This is a genomic window from Echinicola pacifica DSM 19836 (genome assembly GCF_000373245.1).
GTDB lineage: Bacteria > Bacteroidota > Bacteroidia > Cytophagales > Cyclobacteriaceae > Echinicola > Echinicola pacifica.
Map to the genome: position 1 here is coordinate 356,239 of NZ_KB890739.1, position 21,003 is coordinate 377,241.

Genomic DNA, 21,003 nt, shown 5'->3' on the forward strand with positions numbered 1-21,003 from the left:
TCATCTGTAATTATGAATAGCGTTCACATGAAAAAACTAGGTCTTATTCTACTCATGCTTATGAGTATCCCTGTACTTGGCCAAAACAACAAAAAGCCGAATGTGATATTTATAATGGCCGATGATATGGGCTACGGTGATCCGCAGTGCTATAATCCAGCATCCAAAATCCCTACTCCCAATATGAATCGTCTTGCGGAGCAGGGGATGAGGTTTACCGACGCCCATTCCGCTTCCTCGGTTTGTACACCTTCACGTTACAGTTTTGTGACGGGCAAATACGCCTGGCGGTCGGACCTGAAGCGAGAAGTCCTGTGGTCCACTTACAATGATCCGCTTATCAATAAAGACGAGGTGACCATAGCCGATATGATGCAATCCCATGGATATGCCACCGCGGTGGGGGGGAAATGGCATTTGGGAATTAATTTCCTGAAAAATCAAGGGTATGAATATGTTCAGGCCAAGGATTGGCACGAGAAAGGGGTGGAAGGGGTGCGAGATGTGAACTTCATGAACCCTAGCTATGGTGGTCCTAATGATCTCGGTTTTGATTATTTCTTTGGATCGGGGGCCGGGCAAAATATGGAGCCTCATGTATTTATTGAAAACCGATATACCTTCGGGTTGCCAAAAATCTGGCGAGAAAAAGGGCAAGCCACTAAGGAAGGGATTTCAGCCTCGGAGGTGCATGAAGGATGGATGATCGAGGGCTGGGATGATACGACCATAGGTCCTACGTTGACAGAGAAGTCTTTGGCCTTTATTGAGGAAAATGCCAATAATGACAAGCCGTTTTTTCTATACCTTCCCACAGTCGCCCCTCATCGTCCGTGTACTCCTGCGGATTTTGCCAAGGGCAAGAGTGAAGCAGGGGAGCGAGGAGATATGGTGTACGAATTTGATTGGACGGTCGGCCAAGTAATGGCAAAGCTCGAGGAATTAGGGATTGAGGAAAATACAATATTAATCGTGTCCAGTGATAATGGCGGCACGCCTACGAGTGATGATGGCAAGGATTACGGCCACCATTCCTGCGGAGATCTCAGGGGATTTAAGGCCTCTCTTTTTGAAGGAGGACATAGAGTGCCGTTTATCGTCAGATGGCCGGATAGGGTTTCTCCAGGAACGCAAAATGACCAATTGGTCAGCATTATGGACATCTACCCGACCTTGGCTGAGATCCTTCAGGACGAGGAGGACGAAATAATGGATGGGATTAGCTTCTTAAGTTTATTGGAAGATGCCAGTGCCAAATCGCGGCGAGAGGAGATGGTTCATCATACCTATTCAGGAGATTATGCCTTTAGGTCTCAGTCGTGGAAATTTATCCCTAAGCGTTCGCCAGAGGATGGCTCATGGACCTATATGCTTTTTGATCTGGAAAATGATCCCTATGAAAAGAAGGACCTGGCTCTAGACCGTCCTGAAATCACCACTGCGCTTAAAGAGAAATTGCAGCAGGTGATCAATCAATGATCTGTTAATTATCCTGATTTTTGCCCTATGGGGCAAAGTCGGGTGATTGTAAAATCAAAAAAAAATCCCTCAGTTGTTTCTGAGGGATTTTTTAATGCTATCACTTCCACATTACCTTAGGAGGGCTTGACCTGGGTAGTGGGGAAGGCGGTTTAAGGAATTTTGGCTATAGGTTTTGATAGGATGAGTGCATTATTCCATTTCGCCTATAAATGGCATTTCTTCCTGCATGGAGAGGCGGAGAGTAGAGTGGATATAGTCATCCACTTGTAGGAATTTTGCTGCTTGAGTGGCTGAAGTGGCTTTCTTGAACTTCGTATAATACTTGGCATGCAGCTTACTTCTTTTAAGGTTGTTCGCTATTGTTTTTTTGGCGAGCCCATCCATCTCGTCATCTCCCAGCTGATCGTAATTTTCCACATAGCGTGAGGCGAGCATGATGCGTTCTTTTGCGATTGCCTGTCGTTCACTTTCATAATTTTGATATACCACCCAGAAAGCTGGCGCTTCAGTTTCGGATAGGTTCATGTACTTTTCTATTAATTCCCTCTTTTCCATGCCGAATTGCGACTGAATAAGTTGGATTTCCTGCTCCTCGCTCATTTGCGCAAAACAGAAAGTAGAACTGAACATTAATAGGATAAAAGATAGAATTTTCATTGCTTTAATAATGTTATGTGTTAGTGAAGTTGTTTTATGCCGATAATCTAGTGAAAATACATTTATTTTGTATAAATATTAATGTATTTTGATAAAATTTTTATCAGAATAGGTGGAGGATACCAATTCGCTTTGGCAGGGAATGGCCTGCATTAAATGCGTTTCACTTTATTTTATCATCATATTGGTAGGCTAAATGGGGAGCGCTTAGAATTTTAATTTTCAGGGCCCAGAACCTTAGCTATTTAATGTACTTGCCCATTTATAAGAAATGAAACAGAAGGACTGCCGATTTGTAGATATTACCTGATTTTGGTTTTTAGTGGAAAATATTAGTAAATATTACAAGGCATAATTGAGATTGCTTGCTTTAGAAAAAATTAGTTTATATATTCATTTTTGAAGGAAAAAGTATAATAATTGAAGTTTGGCATAGCACAATGTTGGGGATTTTGGGAACAGCTACCTACACAATGTGTAGAAAAAATCCCCACTTTTTCCACATATTTAGTCCCAAAAGGGGGCTGAATAGCCAAATACAGGTATGGCACAGCTTATGCTTATATTCTTAGTATAAATAAAGTTGCTGAATGAGTCAGGTGAGAAGGACGGTGTTGATTTTGCTCTCAGTTATCGGAGTATTGATCATGGCCTTAATAGGTGTTACGGGTTTACAGTTAAAAAAAGACCAAAACCCCGAGGGAGATACTCAATATGCAGCAAATATTTTAAATAAGGAGATTAGAGAAGCTAGAGAGTAACTGTATGAAATTGGTAGTTTATAGTATTAGTATAGGCGTAGCATTATTATTCAGTGCTTGTAGCCAATCAACTAAGCAGGAATCTGAATCATCAGAAGTGGTGACAGAAAGCATTCCTGATATTGATGGAGTAAGTGAATTGCAGACGCCTCAGGAGGAAGTGTTGCAGCGCGAACTTGCAAAAGAAGAATTACCGGAGTCTGTGGTAGATGAAATCGAGGAAGATTCCTTACTTTCAACTCTGAAGCTTGAGAAAATTGTAGAAATTACCGAAGGCGCTAAAAAATATTACGATATCACCTTCATCACTGAGGATAGTGAAGATCTGATGGTATCAATTGATGATCAAGGAAATTTCATTGATTATTAAATAGTAACTAAACCACTGTAAATATATATAGTAATGGACCCAAGTGTTTCGGGTTCAATAGTAAAAAGATAAAGCGGGACAATATTCTATTAACCGCTTAAAAAACTAGTAGAGGAGTAGTAGTTTCTTTTTATTCATGACTAAGGCACCGATTTCTTGAATCGGTGCTTTCTTATTTTTTGGAGGTTTTTGACCTGTAAAGTCTGCTCAATGGAAGAACCTCTCTAATAAGGATCCAGATTTTACTCGGGAGTTTGCTTGATTGATTTTCCTAGCTTCTTAAGGCTGCAATATTTAAGCCTAAAGGCTCCTTTGAAGGAATTTGGCTATAACCCCACAGCCGATAGTGAGGCTGTAAAAATCTTCTTAAAATAAATGTCTCGCATTACCCTAAGACTGATCTATAAAAATGCGATGCTGAAAGAGTAGGGTTTCCTGGGTACAGATTTATGGACATTATAATAGCTGGAATTATAAATTTTTCTTCACCACCAGTTCATAAAATATGTCCTTATAGGATTCTCCGATGCTAATGAAAACATCCTTATGAATCATTTTAACCTTGTTTCGACTTATATTTTCTATCTGATCTATAGACACCACAAAGGATTTATGAATCCGAATAAAGCCCTTTGAAAATAAGCTCATTTCATAATGCTTAATAGAGTTGAGGGTCAGGATCGGCGTGTTTTCATCGATCAGGTGGATTTTCACATAATCTTTGAACCCTTCAAAATAGGAGATGTCTTTCAGGTTGATCTTGATGGTGCTATGCTCCACCTTCGCAAAGATATATCCCTTATTATCCACCTGGCTCTCTATGGCTGGGCTACCAATTACTGGTTTAAGATCAGGCTTTGGAAGATTCATGATCTTGCTGATGGCCTTAAAAAAACGATCAAAACTAATAGGCTTCAATAAGTAATCCACGGCATTGATCTCAAAACCTTTTACCGCATACTCACTATAAGCAGTGGTGAAGATAACCTTAGGTTTCAGCGGCAGGCTTTCATAGAATTTTATTCCATTGATATCAGGCATATTAATATCCAAAAACATAAGGTCCACCTGCTGAGTCATCAGGCAGTCCATCGCCTTGATCGCCGAGTCGTATTTTCCAATGAGCTCCAGCATGGGCACCTTAGAAATATAATCTACCAAAATATCGATGGCTAGCGTTTCATCATCTATGATGATACATTTGATTTTCATTTTTTGATGCTTAAGAAACTTTTAAAAGTACTGTTTTCATAAACCTGTTTAAAGCTATGTTTATTTGGATATAAGAGCTCCATTCGTTTTTTTAAATTATCAATACCTAGCCCTTGGGGATTAGTATTGGTGAAAACCCCGTCTTTTTGTAGCCCTACACTATTGACGACAGAGAGTAATATTTCCTTATCATCTTCCACCAATGAGACCAAGACAAATGAGGGGCTGAGGTAGCTAATGCCATGCTTGAAGGCATTTTCTATGAGCGTGATGAATAGCAGCGGCTCGATAGGATAGTCCTCCGACTGAAGTTCAAAATTGCAATTGATCCTGGGCGCTGTCTCAGGATTGTATTTTAGTTTTTCTAAGTTGATATAGTTCTCAATAAAGGCTACTTCCTGGGCCAGGGTGACTTGGTTTTTTCCCGAATCATAGAGCACATAGCGCAGCATATCACTGAGTAGCAAGATGGCTGGTGTGGTGTCCTCCGATTTTTTGTGTGCAAGAGAATAAATATTATTCAAAGCATTAAATAAAAAGTGAGGATTCAGCTGATTTTTAAGAAAGTTTAACTCCTTGATGACTTTTTGTTTCTGCATTTCCTCAAATCTCTTTTGCTCATTTTCGAACTGCAATATGAGCTCTATGCTAGTGCCAAGGCCCATAATCATCAGGAACTTAAGGAAACTCGGAAGAAATATCCAAAGGGGTCGATCCGGGCCTCTTCCATGACCGGCAAATTTGCCCATATGCCGGCCGTCTACCATTTCAGGCATGTCTCGGAAATAATGTTGGGTCACTATGAAGAGGAGCATACAGGCTAATACAAATAGTGTATAGTATAAGTACTTCCTTTTCAGGATAAACTGCGGTACCAGCCAAATCACATTGATAATATAAAATAAAATCAGGCTGAAATTGGTGATGCTGAAATTGAAAAGTGAAGCGGGTAAAGGGTCCGAGCTGATAAAAAATGAAAAGGCTGGGGACATGATGATCCCCAGCACTAGTATATGAATGATGGTTTTTAGCAAAACCTGTTTTTTGACTGCTATCATTTAGGGTATTCTAGTTTAATCTTCTTCATCGTAATCGACAAATGGCTCAAGCTCCCAAATATCATCAAAACGTAAGCTCGAGCTTTTGCCCAATAATACATAGGCTCGCTCATTGTTCACCGAAAAAGCAGAAGCTCCTGTTCTATAGGACCCTTCAAACTCAGTTTTCTCTTCCCAGATATCGGTGCCAGGATGGTACTCCCAGGTGCTGCCGACGATGGAGCCTCTATAGCCGACGGTGATATAGCCAAATGCTCCTATGGTAAATGCGCTGGCATTGGATCTGTAAATTACGTAATCGTCATCATAATCTAAATCCTGCTTTTGGGTCCACTGCAGGCTGTTACCATCCAGCGCCCAAAAGTCAAATTCATAGGCTCCATTATTGACGCCGGTACCCACATAAGCGACCTCGTCAATTACGAATACGGCAGCTCCCTGTCGCTTCGCGCCTCCCATGCTGATGATTTGCTGCCAGCTATTAGTGGTGGGGTCATATTGCCAGAAGTCTTTCTGCTCACTGCCGTCATATCCGGTGCCAATATAACCTTTTCCTACCAAAGAAAAGCCAACCGCATCATACCTTGCGGTACCTCCAAAAGGAGCTACTTCCTTCCAGCTATCCGTCTGAGGGTCGTATTCCCAGAAGTCATTTAGCTTATCTGTGCCATTGTATCCAGTGCCAATATACCCCTTGCCATCGATCGCAAAGGCCACGGCATTACTTCTGGCAGCTCCGGGGAAATCTCCTTTTCTTTCCCAATAATCTCCATCAGCATTGTATTGCCATACATCATTTAGGTAGTCATCTCCCGTGTATCCACCCACGATATATGCCTGATCGCCAATGGAAAATGCAGCTGCATTGGAGCGATTATTCCCATCAAAATACGACCTGCGTACCCAGTTACCTTCGGAGGTCTCTTCCTCCTCGCTTACACAGGAGCTGAATGCCGATATACTTACTAGCCCTAGGAGCCAAACCAATAATTTAATTCTTTGCATGTTTGTTTAATTTAATGGAAGAAATGTAATGTCTATTTTTATTTTTTGCTCTGATGAATTTTCTGCGATATGCAAGGATTGCAGCCCCAGCGTGGTGCCAGACGTAGGCACAGTGATGATTAGTGCATCCTGATTATTGATCCCCTGAGATAATTTATAGTCAAGAAAGCTCTTGATTGGGATCACATAATAGGTTTTCTCCTGAAATTGCTCATCCCATGAATTAAGGGAAATCGTCCCCAGACTTTGGATATAATTGTTTTTCTTATCCCCAACCCATACATTGACCGAGGTGACCGGGATGTTCAGGTACTGATCATAGGTATTGGGTTTGATGGGTAGCCGCAGACTCGCAGAAGTGATATAATAATCGCCCGAGATCTCCAGTAATTCGTGGATATTAGGTACTTCTATCCGCATAAAAGCGCCCATCAGCTGATCGGCCATCATCATTTCTCCTGAGGATTCCATTGGGATATTAGTATAGGGCCTTGGGTCAATGAAATAGTCCGAATTCCTGTCAATATTCAAATGAGTGAAATGATTCTCTCCTCCACTCACCATCAATTTCACCTGATCTGCGCCCTGGTCCAGATCGCTGGGAATACGGTAATAAAAACCCAAATAGGACTGTGAGGTGAAGCTCACGAGTGGGCTCTGCTCATTTACCTTCAGTACCAGTCCGAGGAAGGTGTCCCAGAGATTTTCATTGGACTCGAAAAGTCCTTCTTTTTCCTTTCCTTTTTCGAATAACCGTTGGCCAAAATCCACCGGCATGGTGATGGTCAGCGAATCACGGTGGGGGATCACCCTGACCGTGCTGCTGTGGAGCGGTGATGAGCTGTGCTCGTATTCCTGGAAAGAATAGATGTATCCATCATCGTCAGCTTCCATCTCCTCTAGCAGCTCATAGACCTCTATATCGAAGCCCTGTAAGGTGTCATAGTGATAGTTATTATAGAATAATACCAGCACGGTGGAGTCCAGCACAGCCTCTTCGTCTATGCTTTTGACGCCATTGAGGCCCATTTCCATATAGGGAATGGCCTGGACTGTTCCACGATAGGGTTCATAGTGCTTCCCTAAGAGAAAGCTTCCGCTGGCATTGCTCGCAAGGGAGTCATCAAAATAGGTGAAGCCCGACACGTCTGTATATTCAATGAGCCGTAACTCGAGCTCGTCTCCATCTACGACAATCTGCGATTCTGTCAGCGATTCATTTTCGAAACAGCCCCAGGTCACTAATGGAATTAATGCCCATATCAGGGATTTAAGTTTTTGCATAATTAGATTTTTACTTCTGGTCGAGTACAATTCTATTGCTGCAAAACAAGCAAATAGGAAAACTCTACGACGAAAAAATAGATTTAGAGGCATATTTCACCGACGAAAGCCCGCTTTATGGACACCTAATCCTGCCAAAAAGCCCTTAGGGCTCATTTGACCTTGCTCCAATACTTTCAGGTGAAGGGATAAAGACCTTGAAGAGGTGAGAGCTCCTCTTATCGGGGATATTTGACGGTTGGTCTATTATTATTCCTGAGAAACAAATGACAAAGTACCTTGCGATCAAAAAAAACATCTATGAGTGCCATTCTGAAGATACTTTGTTGTAGTGTTTGTTTTCTTATTTTTAGTAGTGAGCTGTTTGCCCAGAGGGGAGACGGCTCACTTTATTCCTCCTATGGCCTGGGACTGCTGGGGGAGGATAATTATGGTCAGGCAAGTCGGCTAGCAGGAACGGGCGTCGGTGTCCGATCCAATTATTTTCTCAATACGGTCAACCCTGCCAATGGTACTTCTATTAGCGCTTATAATTTTATGGTGGACGCCCAAGTGGATTATCGGCTGATGAATATCCAGACCAGCACTGAGGAGGTATTGATTAATCAGACCACCCTATCACTGCTTTCATTTTGGTTTAGGACTTCCAGGAAGTCGGCGCTCTCGCTGGGGATTATGCCCATGTCCACCGTTGATTATAGCTTTATGGAAAAGACTTATTTTGAGGGTAATGCTGCCTCCTTTGATAAGTCTCTCTCCGCTTATGGTAATATCAATAAGGTCTTTGCCAATTTCTCCTATGATCTGTTCCCTAAGCTTAGCCTTGGCCTTAGGCCATATTATGCCTTTGGGCATATCAATCACGAGACTTACTATGATACCAATGAGATCACTAATGGTACTGTGGTGGATTTTACGATGAATGATCGGGACAACTATAATGGATATGGAATGGACCTGGGCCTGCAATGGTCTCCCGTGAAAACTCAAAAAAGACAGGTGACCATGGGTCTGACGTATCAGCTGCCCGCAAAATTAAAAGCCCAGACCACCACGATGGCCTATCTACCTACTTCGGACAGCACCCTTTATGAAATCGAAAAGGACTCGGAAATCATCTATGCTGGAAGTGCGGTGAAAGGAGGGATTTCCTATCAAAATTCAAAATGGCTCATTGCGGCAGATTATAGCTATAAGTACTTTGAAAAGCAGCAGGAAGCTTATACCCCATCACATCGTATGAGCCTGGGAGCAGAATTGCTGCCTGATTTTTATAGTCTTGACTTTATAAAACGAATGAATTTCTCCGCTGGACTATTCTATGATACCGGATATATCATTTCGGAAGGTTCCACGGTACCGGTCAAAGGAGCTAGCTTAGGGTTGGGAATGCCTATCCATGGCTTCACCAGGGTAAACATATCCTATCAGTATGAACAAAAGGGGAAGATATCCCAGCTTTCTCGGGAGGTGACTCATGGCATCACCCTAAACTTTAACTTAGGAGATATTTGGTTTAAGAAAAGTGCCTACCAATAAATCCAAATTCTCCTTATCGGCTTCTTATCACCTATATTATATTCATTAAATTATGCTTTCAATCTTACTGCCTTTATGGCTGTTTTGGCAGCCGCCGCTTGAAGAATATCAAGCCATCATTACCATTAATAACCTACGCTTTGAGGAAGGAGGGAGCCTGAAAATACAGGTTTTTGATCAGGCAATATTGGCTGATGATGAGCTGGTTCCTGTGCTGGAAAAAGTCCTTGATATTAGCGATGATTGCCTGCCGGTGGTACTCGATGGATTGCCTTCTGGAGATTACCTTATTGCCGTATTTCATGATGTGAATGAAAATGGTAAGATGGACTATTCATTCTTTGGCAGCCCTCGTGAGGGATACGGCTTCTCAGGAGATTTCTCTTGTACCAAAAAATCCAGAAGCCCACAAAGTCACTTGGTGAAGCTCCAGCAGGACTTACAGCATTTTGACATGGAGCTCTGCTATGCTGGTACTGAGCAATAATATAAATGACAGCAGTGTATAGGTTCATATTTATCCATTGAGATAGACTTATGGAATCATTCCCTAAGGGCTGGATTCTAAAACTCCAATCTCATGAAAATAGGGATCCAACCGATAGAGCCCACATCAAAGGAAAGTCCCGGGATGAACCTCGAAGAGGTCAAATGTTTATAGCCAAGGAATAATTATCGGGATCAATTCGACCCTGGTGGGGTCGCATATAGCTTTGTCTCAGTCCTTAGTCAATAAGCATTCGACCCCGCTGGGGGTCGAACATTTTGTTTCTTCCTTTCTTCTATAAATATGCGACCCCCTTGGGGTCAATTAGTAGCTAGTTTTATGAATACAAAAGGATAGAAGATGGAGGAATCTAGACCTCGAAGAGGTCAAATGTTTATAGCCAAGGAATAATTATCGGGATCAATTCGACCCTGACGGGGTCGCATATAGCTTTGTCTCGCTACTTCATTTATAAGCATAAAAACCCTTTGATATCATTTATTAGCAAGTAATTGGCTTAAACCTTACTAAGCACCATTCCCCCTGATAAGGTCTTGGGTGCAGTATAGGAACTTCGTCGCTTGACAAAAAAAAGGGCTACTGATCCTATCAGCAGCCCTTTTTGTATTAACGCCTAAGCGTAATTATGCTTTAATAGCGCGTTGTCTAATAGCTTCATAGATCAGTACGCCAGAGGCTACAGATACATTAAGACTTTCGATATTGCCACTCATTGGGATTCTTACCGTCTCGTCGCTTAGCTCCATTAAGTCTTCAGAGATACCATCTTCTTCCGATCCCATCACCAAGGCTAGAGGGCCTGTGAAATCCCCTTCATACATTCCTTTTTCTGTTTTCTCTGTACAGCTAATCACTTTTAGACCCATTTTTTTGAGGTCTTTCACCATGAAATGCAGGTTTTTGGACCGGCAAATCGGGAGGTGGTTTAGTGCGCCTGCGGAGGTCTTTACCGCATCGGAGTTGATCTGAGCCGCTCCTTTTTCTGGTATTATGATGGCATGGATTCCCGCGCATTCGGCAGTCCTGGCGATCGCACCGAAGTTTCTCACATCGGTGATACGGTCCAATACCAGGATCAATGGATCGATTCCTGAAGAGAAACATTGCTCGATGACATTGTCTATAGAGGCATACTGGATGGCCGACATATGCGCTACCACGCCTTGGTGGTTTTTGCGTGTGGTGCGGTTTAGCTTGGCTTCAGGTACCCGTACCACCGGCACCTTGGCTGCTTTGGCCAATCCGAGCAATTCCTTGATCAGATCGTTGTTCAGTTCTTTATTAACCAGTATTTTGTCTAGGTCCTTCTCAGCATGCAATGCTTCCATCACTGCTCTGGTGCCAAAGATATAGTCTTTTTCGTGGGCTCCTTTTTCAATTAGAAAGCCATCTTTCCGCTTCTCCATAGTGTGATACTTTGAAACCACTCTGGCTGATAGGCTCTGGAGCGGTTAAGCTTATAATAATTTGGTGTGAAAATGTTCTTTATTCGGGCAAAGGTAAAGTTATTTTTTGATTTACTCCCTAAATCATCATAAATCCAAATTTCCTTATCCAAATCAAAAAATACCTGACTTGGAGGACCCATTACTATATAGACCATCCCTCGGTCGCTCATCCAGCCTTCTTTAAAGTCCGAAAATAAGATATTGGCAAACTCGATCTGCTGGAAGTACTCCTTGATGATGCCTTGGGCTTTTTCGGGGTCCTTGGTCAAGTTTAGCCAATAAGCGTCCAAAGCCTTTTTCTTATCGGTAGCAGTTCGGAGCTTCTCATGCTCATTACGGGTGGAAATATATACGAGCTTATCCACCATCTCATCATAATCATTGACACGTGGAAAGGCCTGGGGCGTGGTCTTCAGCAAGATTCCCGCCTGACTGCTGGTGTCAGATTGGATGAAATAATAGCCCTGATCAGGGAAAGGCTGGGGGACATTGATTAAGAAATCTCCCTTGTCCTCTATTTTTATATCCTTCGGCACAGGTGCCGCACGTGTTTCCATTGGTGGCAAGGGAACGTCAAATCGCTGAGGATAGAAATAATGAAAGAGACTCATGCTTTTTTCACTGTCGAAGATCAAAGCTTCTCCTTTATTTATATACGTTTGGTCAAAGGGAATACCATTATCATAATAAGCCCCAAATTCCGGAATGTCGGTCACAAAGGGGCTGATCAGGTCTGTATGATAGCTGTATTGATCTCCTTGACGACTGTCCTTGGCGACCAGGATCACATAGGCCTCCTCTTGCCCACTAGGAATACTTACCTCTTCTTCGAAATAGAAATGGCGATCGGTATCTTTTACCAGCCTATCGCTAGTGAGTGGGATGATATTCTTCTCATTGATCTCTTCCGAGAAACTACTGACTACCGCATAGGAGAAAATATAATCGTCAAAGACAGGATTTTCTTCTATTTTTTCGATGGGCATCTGTAATTTAAAAGTTCTTTCGCCCGTTTTGATAGGGATGATTTTTGGCGAAAGCCGAGAATAACGCGAATACCTCAAATTTTGATTGATATTTTTCAAGCTGCTTTGTGCCAAAGCGGGAATAGCGCTGATACCCAGTAGGATGAGGGCCGCTATTAGCTTTAATTTTGGTGTCTTTGTCTTAATCATCATTCGGTTTTGAAAATTAACCTTATTTTTGTTCAAAATAATAAAAATTTACATGGCTACCTATACAACGGAAATAGCTTCTGATAAGTTGGTTAGTGATAACCCTATTCATCAACGCTTATTAAAGGCATACATTGCAGCAAAACCTTTGGTCCAAGGAGATTTATTGGAGATTGGCTGCGGAGAAGGGCGTGGAGTGGAGGAGCTAGCGGGTGCAGTAAACTCCTATCTCGGCTTGGACAAAATCCCCGAGGTCATCCAGAATCTTCAAGCCAAATACCCCAATGCTAAATTCGAGCAAGCTGTAATTCCCCCGCTGACGACCATTCCCTCGGATCATTATGATACCGTGGTGAGCTTTCAGGTAATTGAGCATATCGAAAACGACCGCTTGTTTTTAGAGGAAATATATAGAGTGCTGAAGCCTGGCGGCAAAGCCATTATTTCCACTCCCAATATCAGACATACCCTTAGCCGAAATCCTTGGCATATCCGTGAATATACCGCCAAAGAATTGATTAACCTTTGCGAAGCCCTATTCGATAAAGTGGAGGCTCAGGGAATCGGTGGTAATGATAAAGTGTGGTCCTACCATGCCGAAAACCGAAAGTCTGTCAATAAAATTATGCGTTTTGATGTTTTTGATCTTCAGCATAAATTGCCCGCAGCAGTACTGAGGATGCCCTATGAGATTCTTAATCGGATGAATAGAAATAAACTTCATAAGAAAGGTGGCGCTGCCGTCACGAATATTCATCACGAGGACTACCTACTAGTGGATCATCCCGACCAGGGCTTGGACCTCTTTTATATTCTTCATAAAAAAGAAGCGTAATAGTTATCAGCCCTATGATTATTGACCAAAACCTAAGTAAGGAAGATTTTCCCGCGCTCATTGAGGTTTGGGAGGCTGCTGCCAGAGCAACACATGATTTTTTGGCCCCAGGAGAAATTGAGCGATTGAAACCACTCATTTTGGAGAATTATTTACCCTTGATGCAGCTGGCATGTGTACGTACCGATACCGGTGGCATCGCTGGATTCCTTGGCCGCGCGGCGGATAAGGTGGAAATGCTATTCGTCCATCCTAACTCCATGGGGCAGGGGATTGGTAAAGCCCTGATGCTGTTTGCCATCCAGCAATGGAAGGTGGATAAGGTGGACGTAAACGAGGAAAATAATGGAGCTCAGCTGTTTTATAGCAAATTAGGCTTCCAAAGTGTCGGAAGAGCTGAGCTAGACGGAGAAGGAAATCCACACCCTGTGCTTTTTCTCAAATTAATGGACTGAAATAGGGGTGTTCTATTTCCCAATAGGTTTTTAGCATCAAGGGCTTAGCTTGAGTTTTTCCTATTTTGCAGACTGCAAACTGATCTCTTCCCGATGAATCCATGCCATTAGCGCAGCCTAATCAAAACTATACAAGGGGATGAAAAAGCAATCTTGATAGGCATTCCCCCACACTGGCTATGCTAAATGTATAAAAGACATAAAAAAAGCGGCGCTAATTGCGCCGCTTTTTTCTTATTTATTATTTTGAAGTACGCCCCTTGGGGAGCCGGATGGCCCGAGTACTTTGTCTAGATTGTTCTGCATTTTGGTGGATAGCTCATCATATCCCCTTTCCTGCAGGAGTGGCACAAAGAACCTCATCATTTCCAGCGAGATCATCGCCTCACGGTCCATGGCTCTGCCTTCTTCCTGGTAGTATTGGAGCATATCAAAGGAGCGATCTGCCAATACCTCTATGATATCCAAGGCCAGATCATCTTCACCCACTTCAAATAATAGAGGGACAGATTGGCCACTGGAGAGGTCATATGGAATGGCCGCATTGGGGAACTTATCCAAGCTTAACTTCTGCACATCTGCTGCCTGGTCCAGCTTATCCTCCATGATCAATGCGGTGGTAAGGCTGTTAAACATGCTACGGTGATTGGAAGTGAACCTTCTGTATTCCTCATCAAAATAATTGTCAGGATTATTCATGCCTCTAAAGGCAAAATTCTCCATTACATTTTGATAGGCCAAATCAGTGTTGACAAATTCTTCCACGTTGGCAGGTTTCTGGATAGGAAGGAGACGGTAAGTGAGTCCTTCCATGATCACGTGATTCTGCAGGTCCAAGCTAATGGAAGCGAGGGAGGTATTATTGAAATAAATAGGTCTCTCCCAGTTATTCGAAGTGATCAGGTCGATCAGCATCAGGTTACCCTTGGTGAGGTAGCTGCCTTTTACCTTTAAGTTCATATGATCCACCACGAGGTTTTCCATTCCCGGAGGGATGATTCCTTTTTGGATCACCTGTGCGGAGTCCACATCCAGAATTAGATTTCTAGAAGGAACTTGATAGATGGTATTCTTATATCCTGACCTTACTTTAAGTAGGTCGCTTTCGTTTTTGAGCAGCTTCAGGTATTCCCTGGCAGAAATTGCCTCCAGGCCTTGGCTGTCATTGACGTAGATGACATCGTTATTCCCTCTCTTATAATTTTTCTTTTCTAAGGAGAAAGGAAGTGCCGCAGACTCATTTACCGGTCGCGTCATTTGTTCCACATACCAGTCAGTGTCAAAATAGCTCAGGACGATCACCCGCACATCGGTACGGAAGCCTTCCACTTCCTGCACATACCAGAGTGGGAAGGTATCATTGTCCCCGCCGGTAAATAGAATCGCATTTTCTTCACATGAGGCCAGGAAATTCCTTGCAGAGTCCACGGAGAAATAGCGGTCAGAGCGGTCATGATCATTCCAGTTTTGGGCGGCCATCAGGGCAGGGATAGGCAGGGCGATTACCGTGGCGATCACCGAGGCCATTACTGCATTTTTGTTGAGTTTTTCTATGGCCTTAGCTATGGCCAATACCCCCATTCCGATCCAAATAGCAAAGGCGTAGAATGAACCTACATATATATAATCCCTTTCTCTCGGCTCCACCGGAGGGGAATTTAGGTAGAGTACCAGCACTACTCCCATCATCAGGAAGAGCATCATGGTGAGCCAAAAGGACTGGCTATCGTGTTTTGCTTGGAAGAACAGACCTATTATTCCCAAAAATAAAGGAAGCATAAAGTAGATATTATGAGCCTTATTGGAGGTGATATAATCGGGGTAATCTTTTAGTGCTCCTGTAAGTCCTATCCATGGGGCATCGGAGATATCACTCTCCCTTCCAGCAAAATTCCACATGAAATAGCGCCAATACATATGGCCAAGCTGATGGTTAAGCATAAAGGCAATATTGTCTGCAAAAGTAGGCTCTTCACCCTCACGCAGCCCTAATTTACTTCGATAAAGCCTCTTATGGTTTGGCTGGGTGGAGTAGATCCTTGGCAGGATGGTGGTCTTTTCAGGATCGTATTTGGTGACAATACCGTAATCTACAATTTCATATTTGTCCTCGCCTTTGGCATATACCGGCTCTCCTTCTTTCTGCTCGGTAACCTCTGCTGTGAAGTATTGGCCATGCATCAGCGGTCTATACCCGTATTGTTCCCTTTTCAGGTAACTTACGAAGCTTAGGACATCTTTAGGGGCATTTTCATTGATTGGCGTATTGGCATTGGAACGAATGACAATCAGCGCATAGGATCCGTATCCGATGAGGATAAAAGTCAGTGAAAGCAATACCGTATTGAGGATTACCTTCTCCTTCTTGATGCTATAGAGCAAGGCTGTGATTAGCCCGCCCAAAACGATGAGCACGAAAAATATGATGCCTGAGCCAAATGGCAAACCTATGCTGTTCACAAAGAAGATTTCCATACTTCCTGCAAGGCTTGGAAGGCCAGGGATAATGATATTATTGATGATTACCAATGCCACACCACCAAGGATAAAGGCGATGAAGGAGCCTAAAAGAGTGGGTTTTGGGAATTTCTTGAAATATACGACTAAGGCCAGTGCAGGCAGAGTGACCAAATTGAGCAAATGGACACCAATGGATAGGCCTACCAGGTAGGCAATGAAAATCATATACCTGTTTTCATCCTTTTGGTCTTCGATGACATCCCACTTTAAGAAGGCCCAGATCACAATAGCCGTGAAGAAACTGGACATGGCATATACCTCGGACTCTACGGCAGAGAACCAAAAGCTGTCTGAGAAAGTGTACACTAGGGATCCTATAATCCCCGCACCCATCAGTGAAAGCACCTGAGCTTTGGTTTCCTGGCCTTTTTGCACCTTAAAAAGCTTCCTGCCTAATAAGGTGATGGACCAGAATAAAAACAATATAGTAAGCCCCGAAAATAAGGCACTACCTGCATTCATCCAATAGGCTACCTCCAGTGGATCTCCAAAGGCTAAAAAGGAGAACATTCTGTAAATAAGCAAGAAAAATGGCGCTCCTGGAGGGTGAGGAACCTGCAGCTTATACGCTACGGCGATGAATTCACCCGGATCCCAAAAACTTGCAGTTTCCTCAATAGTAAGCATATACACTATTGTGGCTAATAAAAATACAATCCACCCCGTGAGGTTATTGACTTTTCTGTAATTGATCATGTTTGAGTTACACTATTGTGAAAGGCGAAAATAAAAAATTATTCAGGAATTATCGGGCTTATGCCTTTATTATAACTAAAGAATCCTATTAAAAGTAAAGGGGCAAACGATGCTTGCCCCTTTTATAAGATATTTTAACTTTTGTTTAGGAGGTTATCCCATGTTTTTTGTTCATCTCATCCACCAATTGGCGCTTCAGCTTACGCTCTCTCTCAAGGGTGTTTTTACGATGATTTTCAAATTCATCTTTGGTTTCCAGCAGGTCCTTACGGGTTTCGGAAATCACCTTATGACTTTTGCTAAACTTGAAAATGAAAAATCCCAAACCTAATGTCAAGCCAATAATGACACTCCACATGATCGTGCTATAGGTCGATTTATACACTTGTAATCCTAAGAAAGAAAAGCTGTCTTTGGCCTCCAGGGCCGACGTTAGTTCATTATTAGTATTGTCTATTCCAGTATTAAGCGCAGTGATCTTTGCCTGCTGCTCTTTGATCATGGCGTTCTTTTCGACGATCTGATCCTTATATACACCAACTGAGTCGAGAATATTATCCTTTATCTTATCCAAATTGGTCTTCTTGACCACCTTATACTCTTGATAATTATTTGATGCCTCATTGAGGTATTCAAATTGGCTTTCGATGGTACCTCCGCTCAGCGACCTGGTGGGTTCCTGTACCGCGACGCTGTCCTGAGCCATCGATGGAGCAGCCAGCATGGCGCATCCCATTAGCATGAGTAAAATCCTTCTCTTCATCTTCTTCTATGTTTGGTAAATCTAGTTGGTTTCGAATATGTAACACGAGATTAACGGTTTTATTGCGTTTTTGAAAGAAAAAACCCTATTTAATGCGATTTAAAGCTAAAAAAAGCCTGTTTTTTTTCTCATTGTAGGTGTTTTTAGTGATTTGGCCTGAAATTGAGGGGCTTGATGGTGAAAAATGATATTTTTTTAAGCTTCATTTTATCCTTTTTATCTGCCTAAAACCAAGCCAATCAGCGAGGGGATTCCAGCCACTATTTTAAATCATTTCAGCTATCGAAAAGTAAAAAGTAGCAGACTGGCATTGGGAGGGCTTAAATAAATGCCTTGGAAACGCGATAAGGAGAATAATAGTGGTTCAAAATCAAATAATCATAATATTTTTTAAGATATGGAAACTAAATAGGGGTGAAATCAGTTTACAATTCTGATTTAATAAATAATCCATAGACCAACAATGATTTGGTGAAGGAGGGCGTTAAAGATAGAATAGGTGTTTCGAATGCAGAATTACCCATATCGTACAGGGCAGTAATTTATTCGGTTTTTGGGGAGAGGAGAAATTAAGTGGATCAAATGAAAGATTTCCATTAAAACCCGGACTTGTAAATTGTTAGGATGTAATTTTGCAGAAAAAATTGTTGATGCATAAGATAATTGGTTTTCTATTAATGTTGCTGTTGAGTAGCCAGCTAGTGCTAGGCCAGACTTTGCCAGTAGATACAGTGACTGAGGTCAAGCCAAATGGTTATTTGCTTTTGGATAAGGGCCTGCAGTTTAGAATCACAGAGGCGGTCAACAGCATGTATAATTTTGACTTTGAAACAGCCGAGAGGGGTTTTGCGGTCATGCGGTATAGTTATCCCGAGCATCCCTTGCCTTATTTTCTGATGGGGCTGGCGCAGTGGTGGAAGATTGTGCCGGATATGGAAAACAAAAAGTACGATGCTATTTTTCTGAGATTTATGGAAGAAACCATCAAGAAGGCTGAGGTTTTGCTTGATGAGGATTCCGAAAACAAAGAAGCAGCATTTTTCTTAGCAGCCGCCTATGGGTTCAAAGGGCGCCTGCTGAGTGAGCGGGACAGCTGGACCGCTACCGCTATCGCAGGCAAAAATGCCCTGAAATATATGGAAATGAGCAAAGGGGAAGAAGAGTTGAGTCCGGAATTGCTTTTGGGTGATGCGCTCTTTAATTATTTTTCCGTATGGATCCCGGAGAATTATCCTTTGATGAAGCCTATTTTGGCACTATTTCCCAAGGGGAATAAGGCTTTGGGACTAAAACAGCTGGAAGATGTGTCCAAAAACGCCTTCTATGCGAGGGTGGAAGCACAGTATTTCTTGTTTAGACTCTATGCTTCAGAAGAAAATAGACCTTATGAAGCCATGCAGATCACGGAGTACCTTCATGATAAGTATCCCAATAACCCTTATTTCCATCGGTTCTATGCCCGCCAACTATATGCTGTAGGTCAAAATGCCCAAGCAAAAGACGTGTCCCTGGATATCTTGGACAGGATAGCTAAAGGCCAGTTGGGCTATGAAGCCAATAGTGGGAGGTATGCCGCCTTCTTTGTAGGTCAATATTATGAGCGTATCGGAGATCAGGCAAATGCCAAAAAATATTATGAGTTGACGCTTACGTATGGAGAGGAGTCGGAGAGCCAAGAGAGTGGGTATTACCTGTTCGCTTTATTGCATTTGGGGGAGATCGAAACGGCCCTTGGGAATAAGGCAAAAGCCAAGGATTACTTCAAAAAAGTGAAGAAATATGCCAAGCGAAAACACCCCGCACATAAGGAAGCTAGAGATTATATGAAAAAGAATAAACTTTAATTCAATTTCACTCGTCTAGTAGTAAATGATACAGGAGATTATTTGAAAAAATCTCTAGAATAGCATTTATATAGATCAAAAGTTCTAAATTTTCGAGGCTTAAATAAACAATATTTTGTATAAATGGTCGTTTTTTAACTCGAAATGCTTTAAAATAAATTGAAATTATATTACCTTTGCACCACATAAAATTCTGCAAATTCTTTAAATCATGGATAATAACATAAAAGTAAAATTCGACAAAATTGATCGCAAAATACTTGAAATTCTTCAAGCGAATGCGAAGATCACCAATGCTCAACTTTCGAAAGATATTGGTCTTTCTCCAGCCCCTACTTTGGAGCGTGTGAAGAAACTTGAGCAGTCGGGAATTATTAAAAGCTACCATGCCAAACTAGATCCTGAGAGAATTGGATTAGGGGTGAGTACCTTCGTTCTAGTGAGCCTGGTAGGTCACAACAAAACCAATATCGATGCCTTCATCAAGGAGATCGATTCTATTCCTGAAGTAATCGAGTGTCATCACATCACTGGTACAGGTGATTTTATCCTGAAGATCATTTCTAAGGACATTATCTCTTATCAGAAATTGATGCTTGAAAAAGTAAGTGAAATCAAGGAAGTGGATTCCATGCAGTCTATGGTGATCCTAAGTACTTTCAAGGACAGCAAAGTTCTGCCAATCCCTTTATAATAAGTTATAAATCAAGATCATTATTAGGGTGGCTTAACAGTCGCCCTTTTTTTGTGTAAAATATATTGAAACAATGGAAGAAAATCCCTGGAAAACAAAATCGAAGAAGGTTATTTATTCAAATCCTTGGATAGAACTCGAAGAACATGAGGTGGTGACCCCCGGCGGGACTGATAGTCAGTACGGAAAGGTGAAGTTTAAGAATAAAGCCATGGCCATTATTCCTGTGGATGAGGAGATGAATACCTGGCTGGTGGGGCAATTCAGGTATACCATCGACGAGTATAGCTGGGAAATCCCCGAGGGCGGTGGGCCTGAGGGCGAGTCGCTGCTGGAAAGTGCCAAGAGAGAACTAAAGGAGGAGACGGGACTGACCGCCGAAAAGTGGACCGAAATCATGCGTTTTCATACCTCCAATTCCGTGACGGATGAGGAAGGCTTTGCTTTCCTGGCGCAGGGCTTAAGTCAGGGAGAAACAGAGTTTGAGGATACCGAAAAAATCCAAATCAAAAAGCTACCTTTACGGGAAGCGGTGGATATGGTCATGAGCGGGGAGATTACCGATGTGATCACCGTGGCAGCCTTGCTGAAGGTCGCCAGACTATTGGATATCTAAGAGTTATACTTAATTATATAAAACCGCAAAGGTGTCGGTTTTACAGTACCTAATTCGGCTTATATGATGGTTACATTATAT

Annotated in this window: 19 protein-coding genes; 10 read left to right on the forward strand and 9 right to left on the reverse strand. The window is 42.4% G+C overall.

Features of this window, described 5'->3' with window-relative positions:
- Positions 1-27 precede the first annotated feature (27 nt).
- Positions 28-1,479, forward strand: a complete 1,452-nt coding sequence (locus B050_RS0105990; protein ID WP_026235678.1) for a sulfatase family protein — start codon at positions 28-30, stop codon at positions 1,477-1,479.
- 192 nt (positions 1,480-1,671) lie between these two features.
- On the opposite strand, the gene B050_RS0105995 is transcribed toward B050_RS0105990, so the two are convergent.
- Positions 1,672-2,139, reverse strand: coding sequence for a hypothetical protein (locus B050_RS0105995; protein ID WP_044201874.1), 468 nt, complete (start codon positions 2,137-2,139; stop codon positions 1,672-1,674).
- A 590-nt stretch (positions 2,140-2,729) separates the two neighbouring features.
- Here B050_RS0105995 and B050_RS23380 point away from each other — a divergent pair.
- On the forward strand, positions 2,730-2,900 hold the full coding sequence (locus B050_RS23380; protein ID WP_018472992.1) for a hypothetical protein: 171 nt from the start codon (positions 2,730-2,732) through the stop codon (positions 2,898-2,900).
- A 4-nt stretch (positions 2,901-2,904) separates the two neighbouring features.
- Positions 2,905-3,270 carry a hypothetical protein gene (locus B050_RS0106005; RefSeq protein WP_018472993.1) on the forward strand — a complete coding sequence of 122 codons (366 nt, stop codon included), beginning with the start codon at positions 2,905-2,907 and terminating at the stop codon, positions 3,268-3,270.
- 471 nt (positions 3,271-3,741) lie between these two features.
- On the opposite strand, the gene B050_RS0106010 is transcribed toward B050_RS0106005, so the two are convergent.
- From B050_RS0106010 to B050_RS0106025, 4 genes are read right to left on the reverse strand one after another with little or no spacing between them, the layout of a single operon-like run.
- Complete coding sequence (locus B050_RS0106010) at positions 3,742-4,482, reverse strand: LytR/AlgR family response regulator transcription factor (RefSeq protein WP_018472994.1); 741 nt, start codon at positions 4,480-4,482, stop codon at positions 3,742-3,744.
- Positions 4,479-5,540, reverse strand: coding sequence for a sensor histidine kinase (locus B050_RS0106015; protein ID WP_018472995.1), 1,062 nt, complete (start codon positions 5,538-5,540; stop codon positions 4,479-4,481). The genes B050_RS0106010 and B050_RS0106015 overlap by 4 nt, the downstream gene beginning before the upstream one ends.
- Positions 5,541-5,555: 15 nt before the next feature.
- Entirely contained in the window at positions 5,556-6,545 is a 990-nt protein-coding gene (locus B050_RS0106020) for a Kelch repeat-containing protein (protein ID WP_018472996.1), read from the reverse strand.
- 6 nt (positions 6,546-6,551) lie between these two features.
- Positions 6,552-7,829: a DUF4270 family protein gene (locus tag B050_RS0106025; RefSeq protein WP_018472997.1), complete on the reverse strand. Its 1,278-nt coding sequence runs from the start codon at positions 7,827-7,829 to the stop codon at positions 6,552-6,554.
- 300 nt (positions 7,830-8,129) lie between these two features.
- Here B050_RS0106025 and B050_RS0106030 point away from each other — a divergent pair, with 300 nt between their 5' ends.
- Both B050_RS0106030 and B050_RS22835 read left to right on the forward strand, forming a co-directional pair.
- Positions 8,130-9,368 carry a hypothetical protein gene (locus B050_RS0106030; RefSeq protein WP_018472998.1) on the forward strand — a complete coding sequence of 413 codons (1,239 nt, stop codon included), beginning with the start codon at positions 8,130-8,132 and terminating at the stop codon, positions 9,366-9,368.
- Positions 9,369-9,420: 52 nt separating this feature from the next.
- Positions 9,421-9,855, forward strand: a complete 435-nt coding sequence (locus B050_RS22835; RefSeq protein ID WP_018472999.1) for a DUF2141 domain-containing protein — start codon at positions 9,421-9,423, stop codon at positions 9,853-9,855.
- 644 nt (positions 9,856-10,499) lie between these two features.
- Here B050_RS22835 and rlmB read toward each other — a convergent pair.
- Entirely contained in the window at positions 10,500-11,282 is a 783-nt protein-coding gene (gene rlmB, locus B050_RS0106045; protein WP_018473001.1) for a 23S rRNA (guanosine(2251)-2'-O)-methyltransferase RlmB, read from the reverse strand.
- On the reverse strand, positions 11,255-12,502 hold the full coding sequence (locus B050_RS0106050) for a GWxTD domain-containing protein (protein WP_026235679.1): 1,248 nt from the start codon (positions 12,500-12,502) through the stop codon (positions 11,255-11,257). The genes rlmB and B050_RS0106050 overlap by 28 nt, the downstream gene beginning before the upstream one ends.
- Before the next feature lie 49 nt (positions 12,503-12,551).
- Between B050_RS0106050 and B050_RS0106055 the strand changes: the two genes are divergently transcribed.
- Both B050_RS0106055 and B050_RS0106060 read left to right on the forward strand, forming a co-directional pair.
- Entirely contained in the window at positions 12,552-13,334 is a 783-nt protein-coding gene (locus B050_RS0106055; RefSeq protein WP_018473003.1) for a class I SAM-dependent methyltransferase, read from the forward strand.
- Positions 13,335-13,348: 14 nt separating this feature from the next.
- On the forward strand, positions 13,349-13,789 hold the full coding sequence (locus tag B050_RS0106060) for a GNAT family N-acetyltransferase (protein ID WP_018473004.1): 441 nt from the start codon (positions 13,349-13,351) through the stop codon (positions 13,787-13,789).
- Positions 13,790-14,023: 234 nt separating this feature from the next.
- Here the strand turns inward: B050_RS0106060 and B050_RS0106065 are convergent, their stop codons facing one another.
- Positions 14,024-17,005: a glycosyltransferase family 117 protein gene (locus B050_RS0106065; RefSeq protein ID WP_018473005.1), complete on the reverse strand. Its 2,982-nt coding sequence runs from the start codon at positions 17,003-17,005 to the stop codon at positions 14,024-14,026.
- Between the two features lie 145 nt (positions 17,006-17,150).
- The gene (locus B050_RS0106070; protein ID WP_018473006.1) at positions 17,151-17,768 is read right to left on the reverse strand and encodes a hypothetical protein; all 618 of its coding nucleotides are present in this window, start codon (positions 17,766-17,768) and stop codon (positions 17,151-17,153) included.
- Positions 17,769-18,418: 650 nt separating this feature from the next.
- Between B050_RS0106070 and B050_RS0106075 the strand changes: the two genes are divergently transcribed.
- From B050_RS0106075 to B050_RS0106090, 3 genes are all read left to right on the forward strand, one after another.
- Positions 18,419-19,612 carry a tetratricopeptide repeat protein gene (locus B050_RS0106075; protein ID WP_018473007.1) on the forward strand — a complete coding sequence of 398 codons (1,194 nt, stop codon included), beginning with the start codon at positions 18,419-18,421 and terminating at the stop codon, positions 19,610-19,612.
- 211 nt (positions 19,613-19,823) lie between these two features.
- Complete coding sequence (locus tag B050_RS0106085; protein ID WP_018473009.1) at positions 19,824-20,306, forward strand: Lrp/AsnC family transcriptional regulator; 483 nt, start codon at positions 19,824-19,826, stop codon at positions 20,304-20,306.
- A gap of 73 nt (positions 20,307-20,379) precedes the next feature.
- The gene (locus B050_RS0106090; protein WP_018473010.1) at positions 20,380-20,922 is read left to right on the forward strand and encodes an NUDIX domain-containing protein; all 543 of its coding nucleotides are present in this window, start codon (positions 20,380-20,382) and stop codon (positions 20,920-20,922) included.
- Positions 20,923-21,003 lie beyond the last annotated feature (81 nt).

Coding starts and splice junctions, on each gene's coding strand:
- B050_RS0106075 (WP_018473007.1), top strand. CDS start 18,419: ATGCATAAGATAATTGGTTTTCTATTAATGTTGCTGTTGAGTAGCCAG.
- B050_RS0106025 (WP_018472997.1), bottom strand. CDS start 7,829: ATGCAAAAACTTAAATCCCTGATATGGGCATTAATTCCATTAGTGACC.
- B050_RS0105995 (WP_044201874.1), bottom strand. CDS start 2,139: ATGAAAATTCTATCTTTTATCCTATTAATGTTCAGTTCTACTTTCTGT.
- B050_RS0106020 (WP_018472996.1), bottom strand. CDS start 6,545: ATGCAAAGAATTAAATTATTGGTTTGGCTCCTAGGGCTAGTAAGTATA.
- B050_RS0106070 (WP_018473006.1), bottom strand. CDS start 17,768: ATGAAGAGAAGGATTTTACTCATGCTAATGGGATGCGCCATGCTGGCT.
- B050_RS0106050 (WP_026235679.1), bottom strand. CDS start 12,502: ATGATGATTAAGACAAAGACACCAAAATTAAAGCTAATAGCGGCCCTC.
- B050_RS0106065 (WP_018473005.1), bottom strand. CDS start 17,005: ATGATCAATTACAGAAAAGTCAATAACCTCACGGGGTGGATTGTATTT.
- B050_RS0106060 (WP_018473004.1), top strand. CDS start 13,349: ATGATTATTGACCAAAACCTAAGTAAGGAAGATTTTCCCGCGCTCATT.
- B050_RS0106005 (WP_018472993.1), top strand. CDS start 2,905: ATGAAATTGGTAGTTTATAGTATTAGTATAGGCGTAGCATTATTATTC.
- B050_RS0106010 (WP_018472994.1), bottom strand. CDS start 4,482: ATGAAAATCAAATGTATCATCATAGATGATGAAACGCTAGCCATCGAT.
- B050_RS0105990 (WP_026235678.1), top strand. CDS start 28: ATGAAAAAACTAGGTCTTATTCTACTCATGCTTATGAGTATCCCTGTA.
- B050_RS0106030 (WP_018472998.1), top strand. CDS start 8,130: ATGAGTGCCATTCTGAAGATACTTTGTTGTAGTGTTTGTTTTCTTATT.
- B050_RS0106085 (WP_018473009.1), top strand. CDS start 19,824: ATGGATAATAACATAAAAGTAAAATTCGACAAAATTGATCGCAAAATA.
- B050_RS0106015 (WP_018472995.1), bottom strand. CDS start 5,540: ATGATAGCAGTCAAAAAACAGGTTTTGCTAAAAACCATCATTCATATA.
- rlmB (WP_018473001.1), bottom strand. CDS start 11,282: ATGGAGAAGCGGAAAGATGGCTTTCTAATTGAAAAAGGAGCCCACGAA.
- B050_RS22835 (WP_018472999.1), top strand. CDS start 9,421: ATGCTTTCAATCTTACTGCCTTTATGGCTGTTTTGGCAGCCGCCGCTT.
- B050_RS0106090 (WP_018473010.1), top strand. CDS start 20,380: ATGGAAGAAAATCCCTGGAAAACAAAATCGAAGAAGGTTATTTATTCA.
- B050_RS0106055 (WP_018473003.1), top strand. CDS start 12,552: ATGGCTACCTATACAACGGAAATAGCTTCTGATAAGTTGGTTAGTGAT.
- B050_RS23380 (WP_018472992.1), top strand. CDS start 2,730: ATGAGTCAGGTGAGAAGGACGGTGTTGATTTTGCTCTCAGTTATCGGA.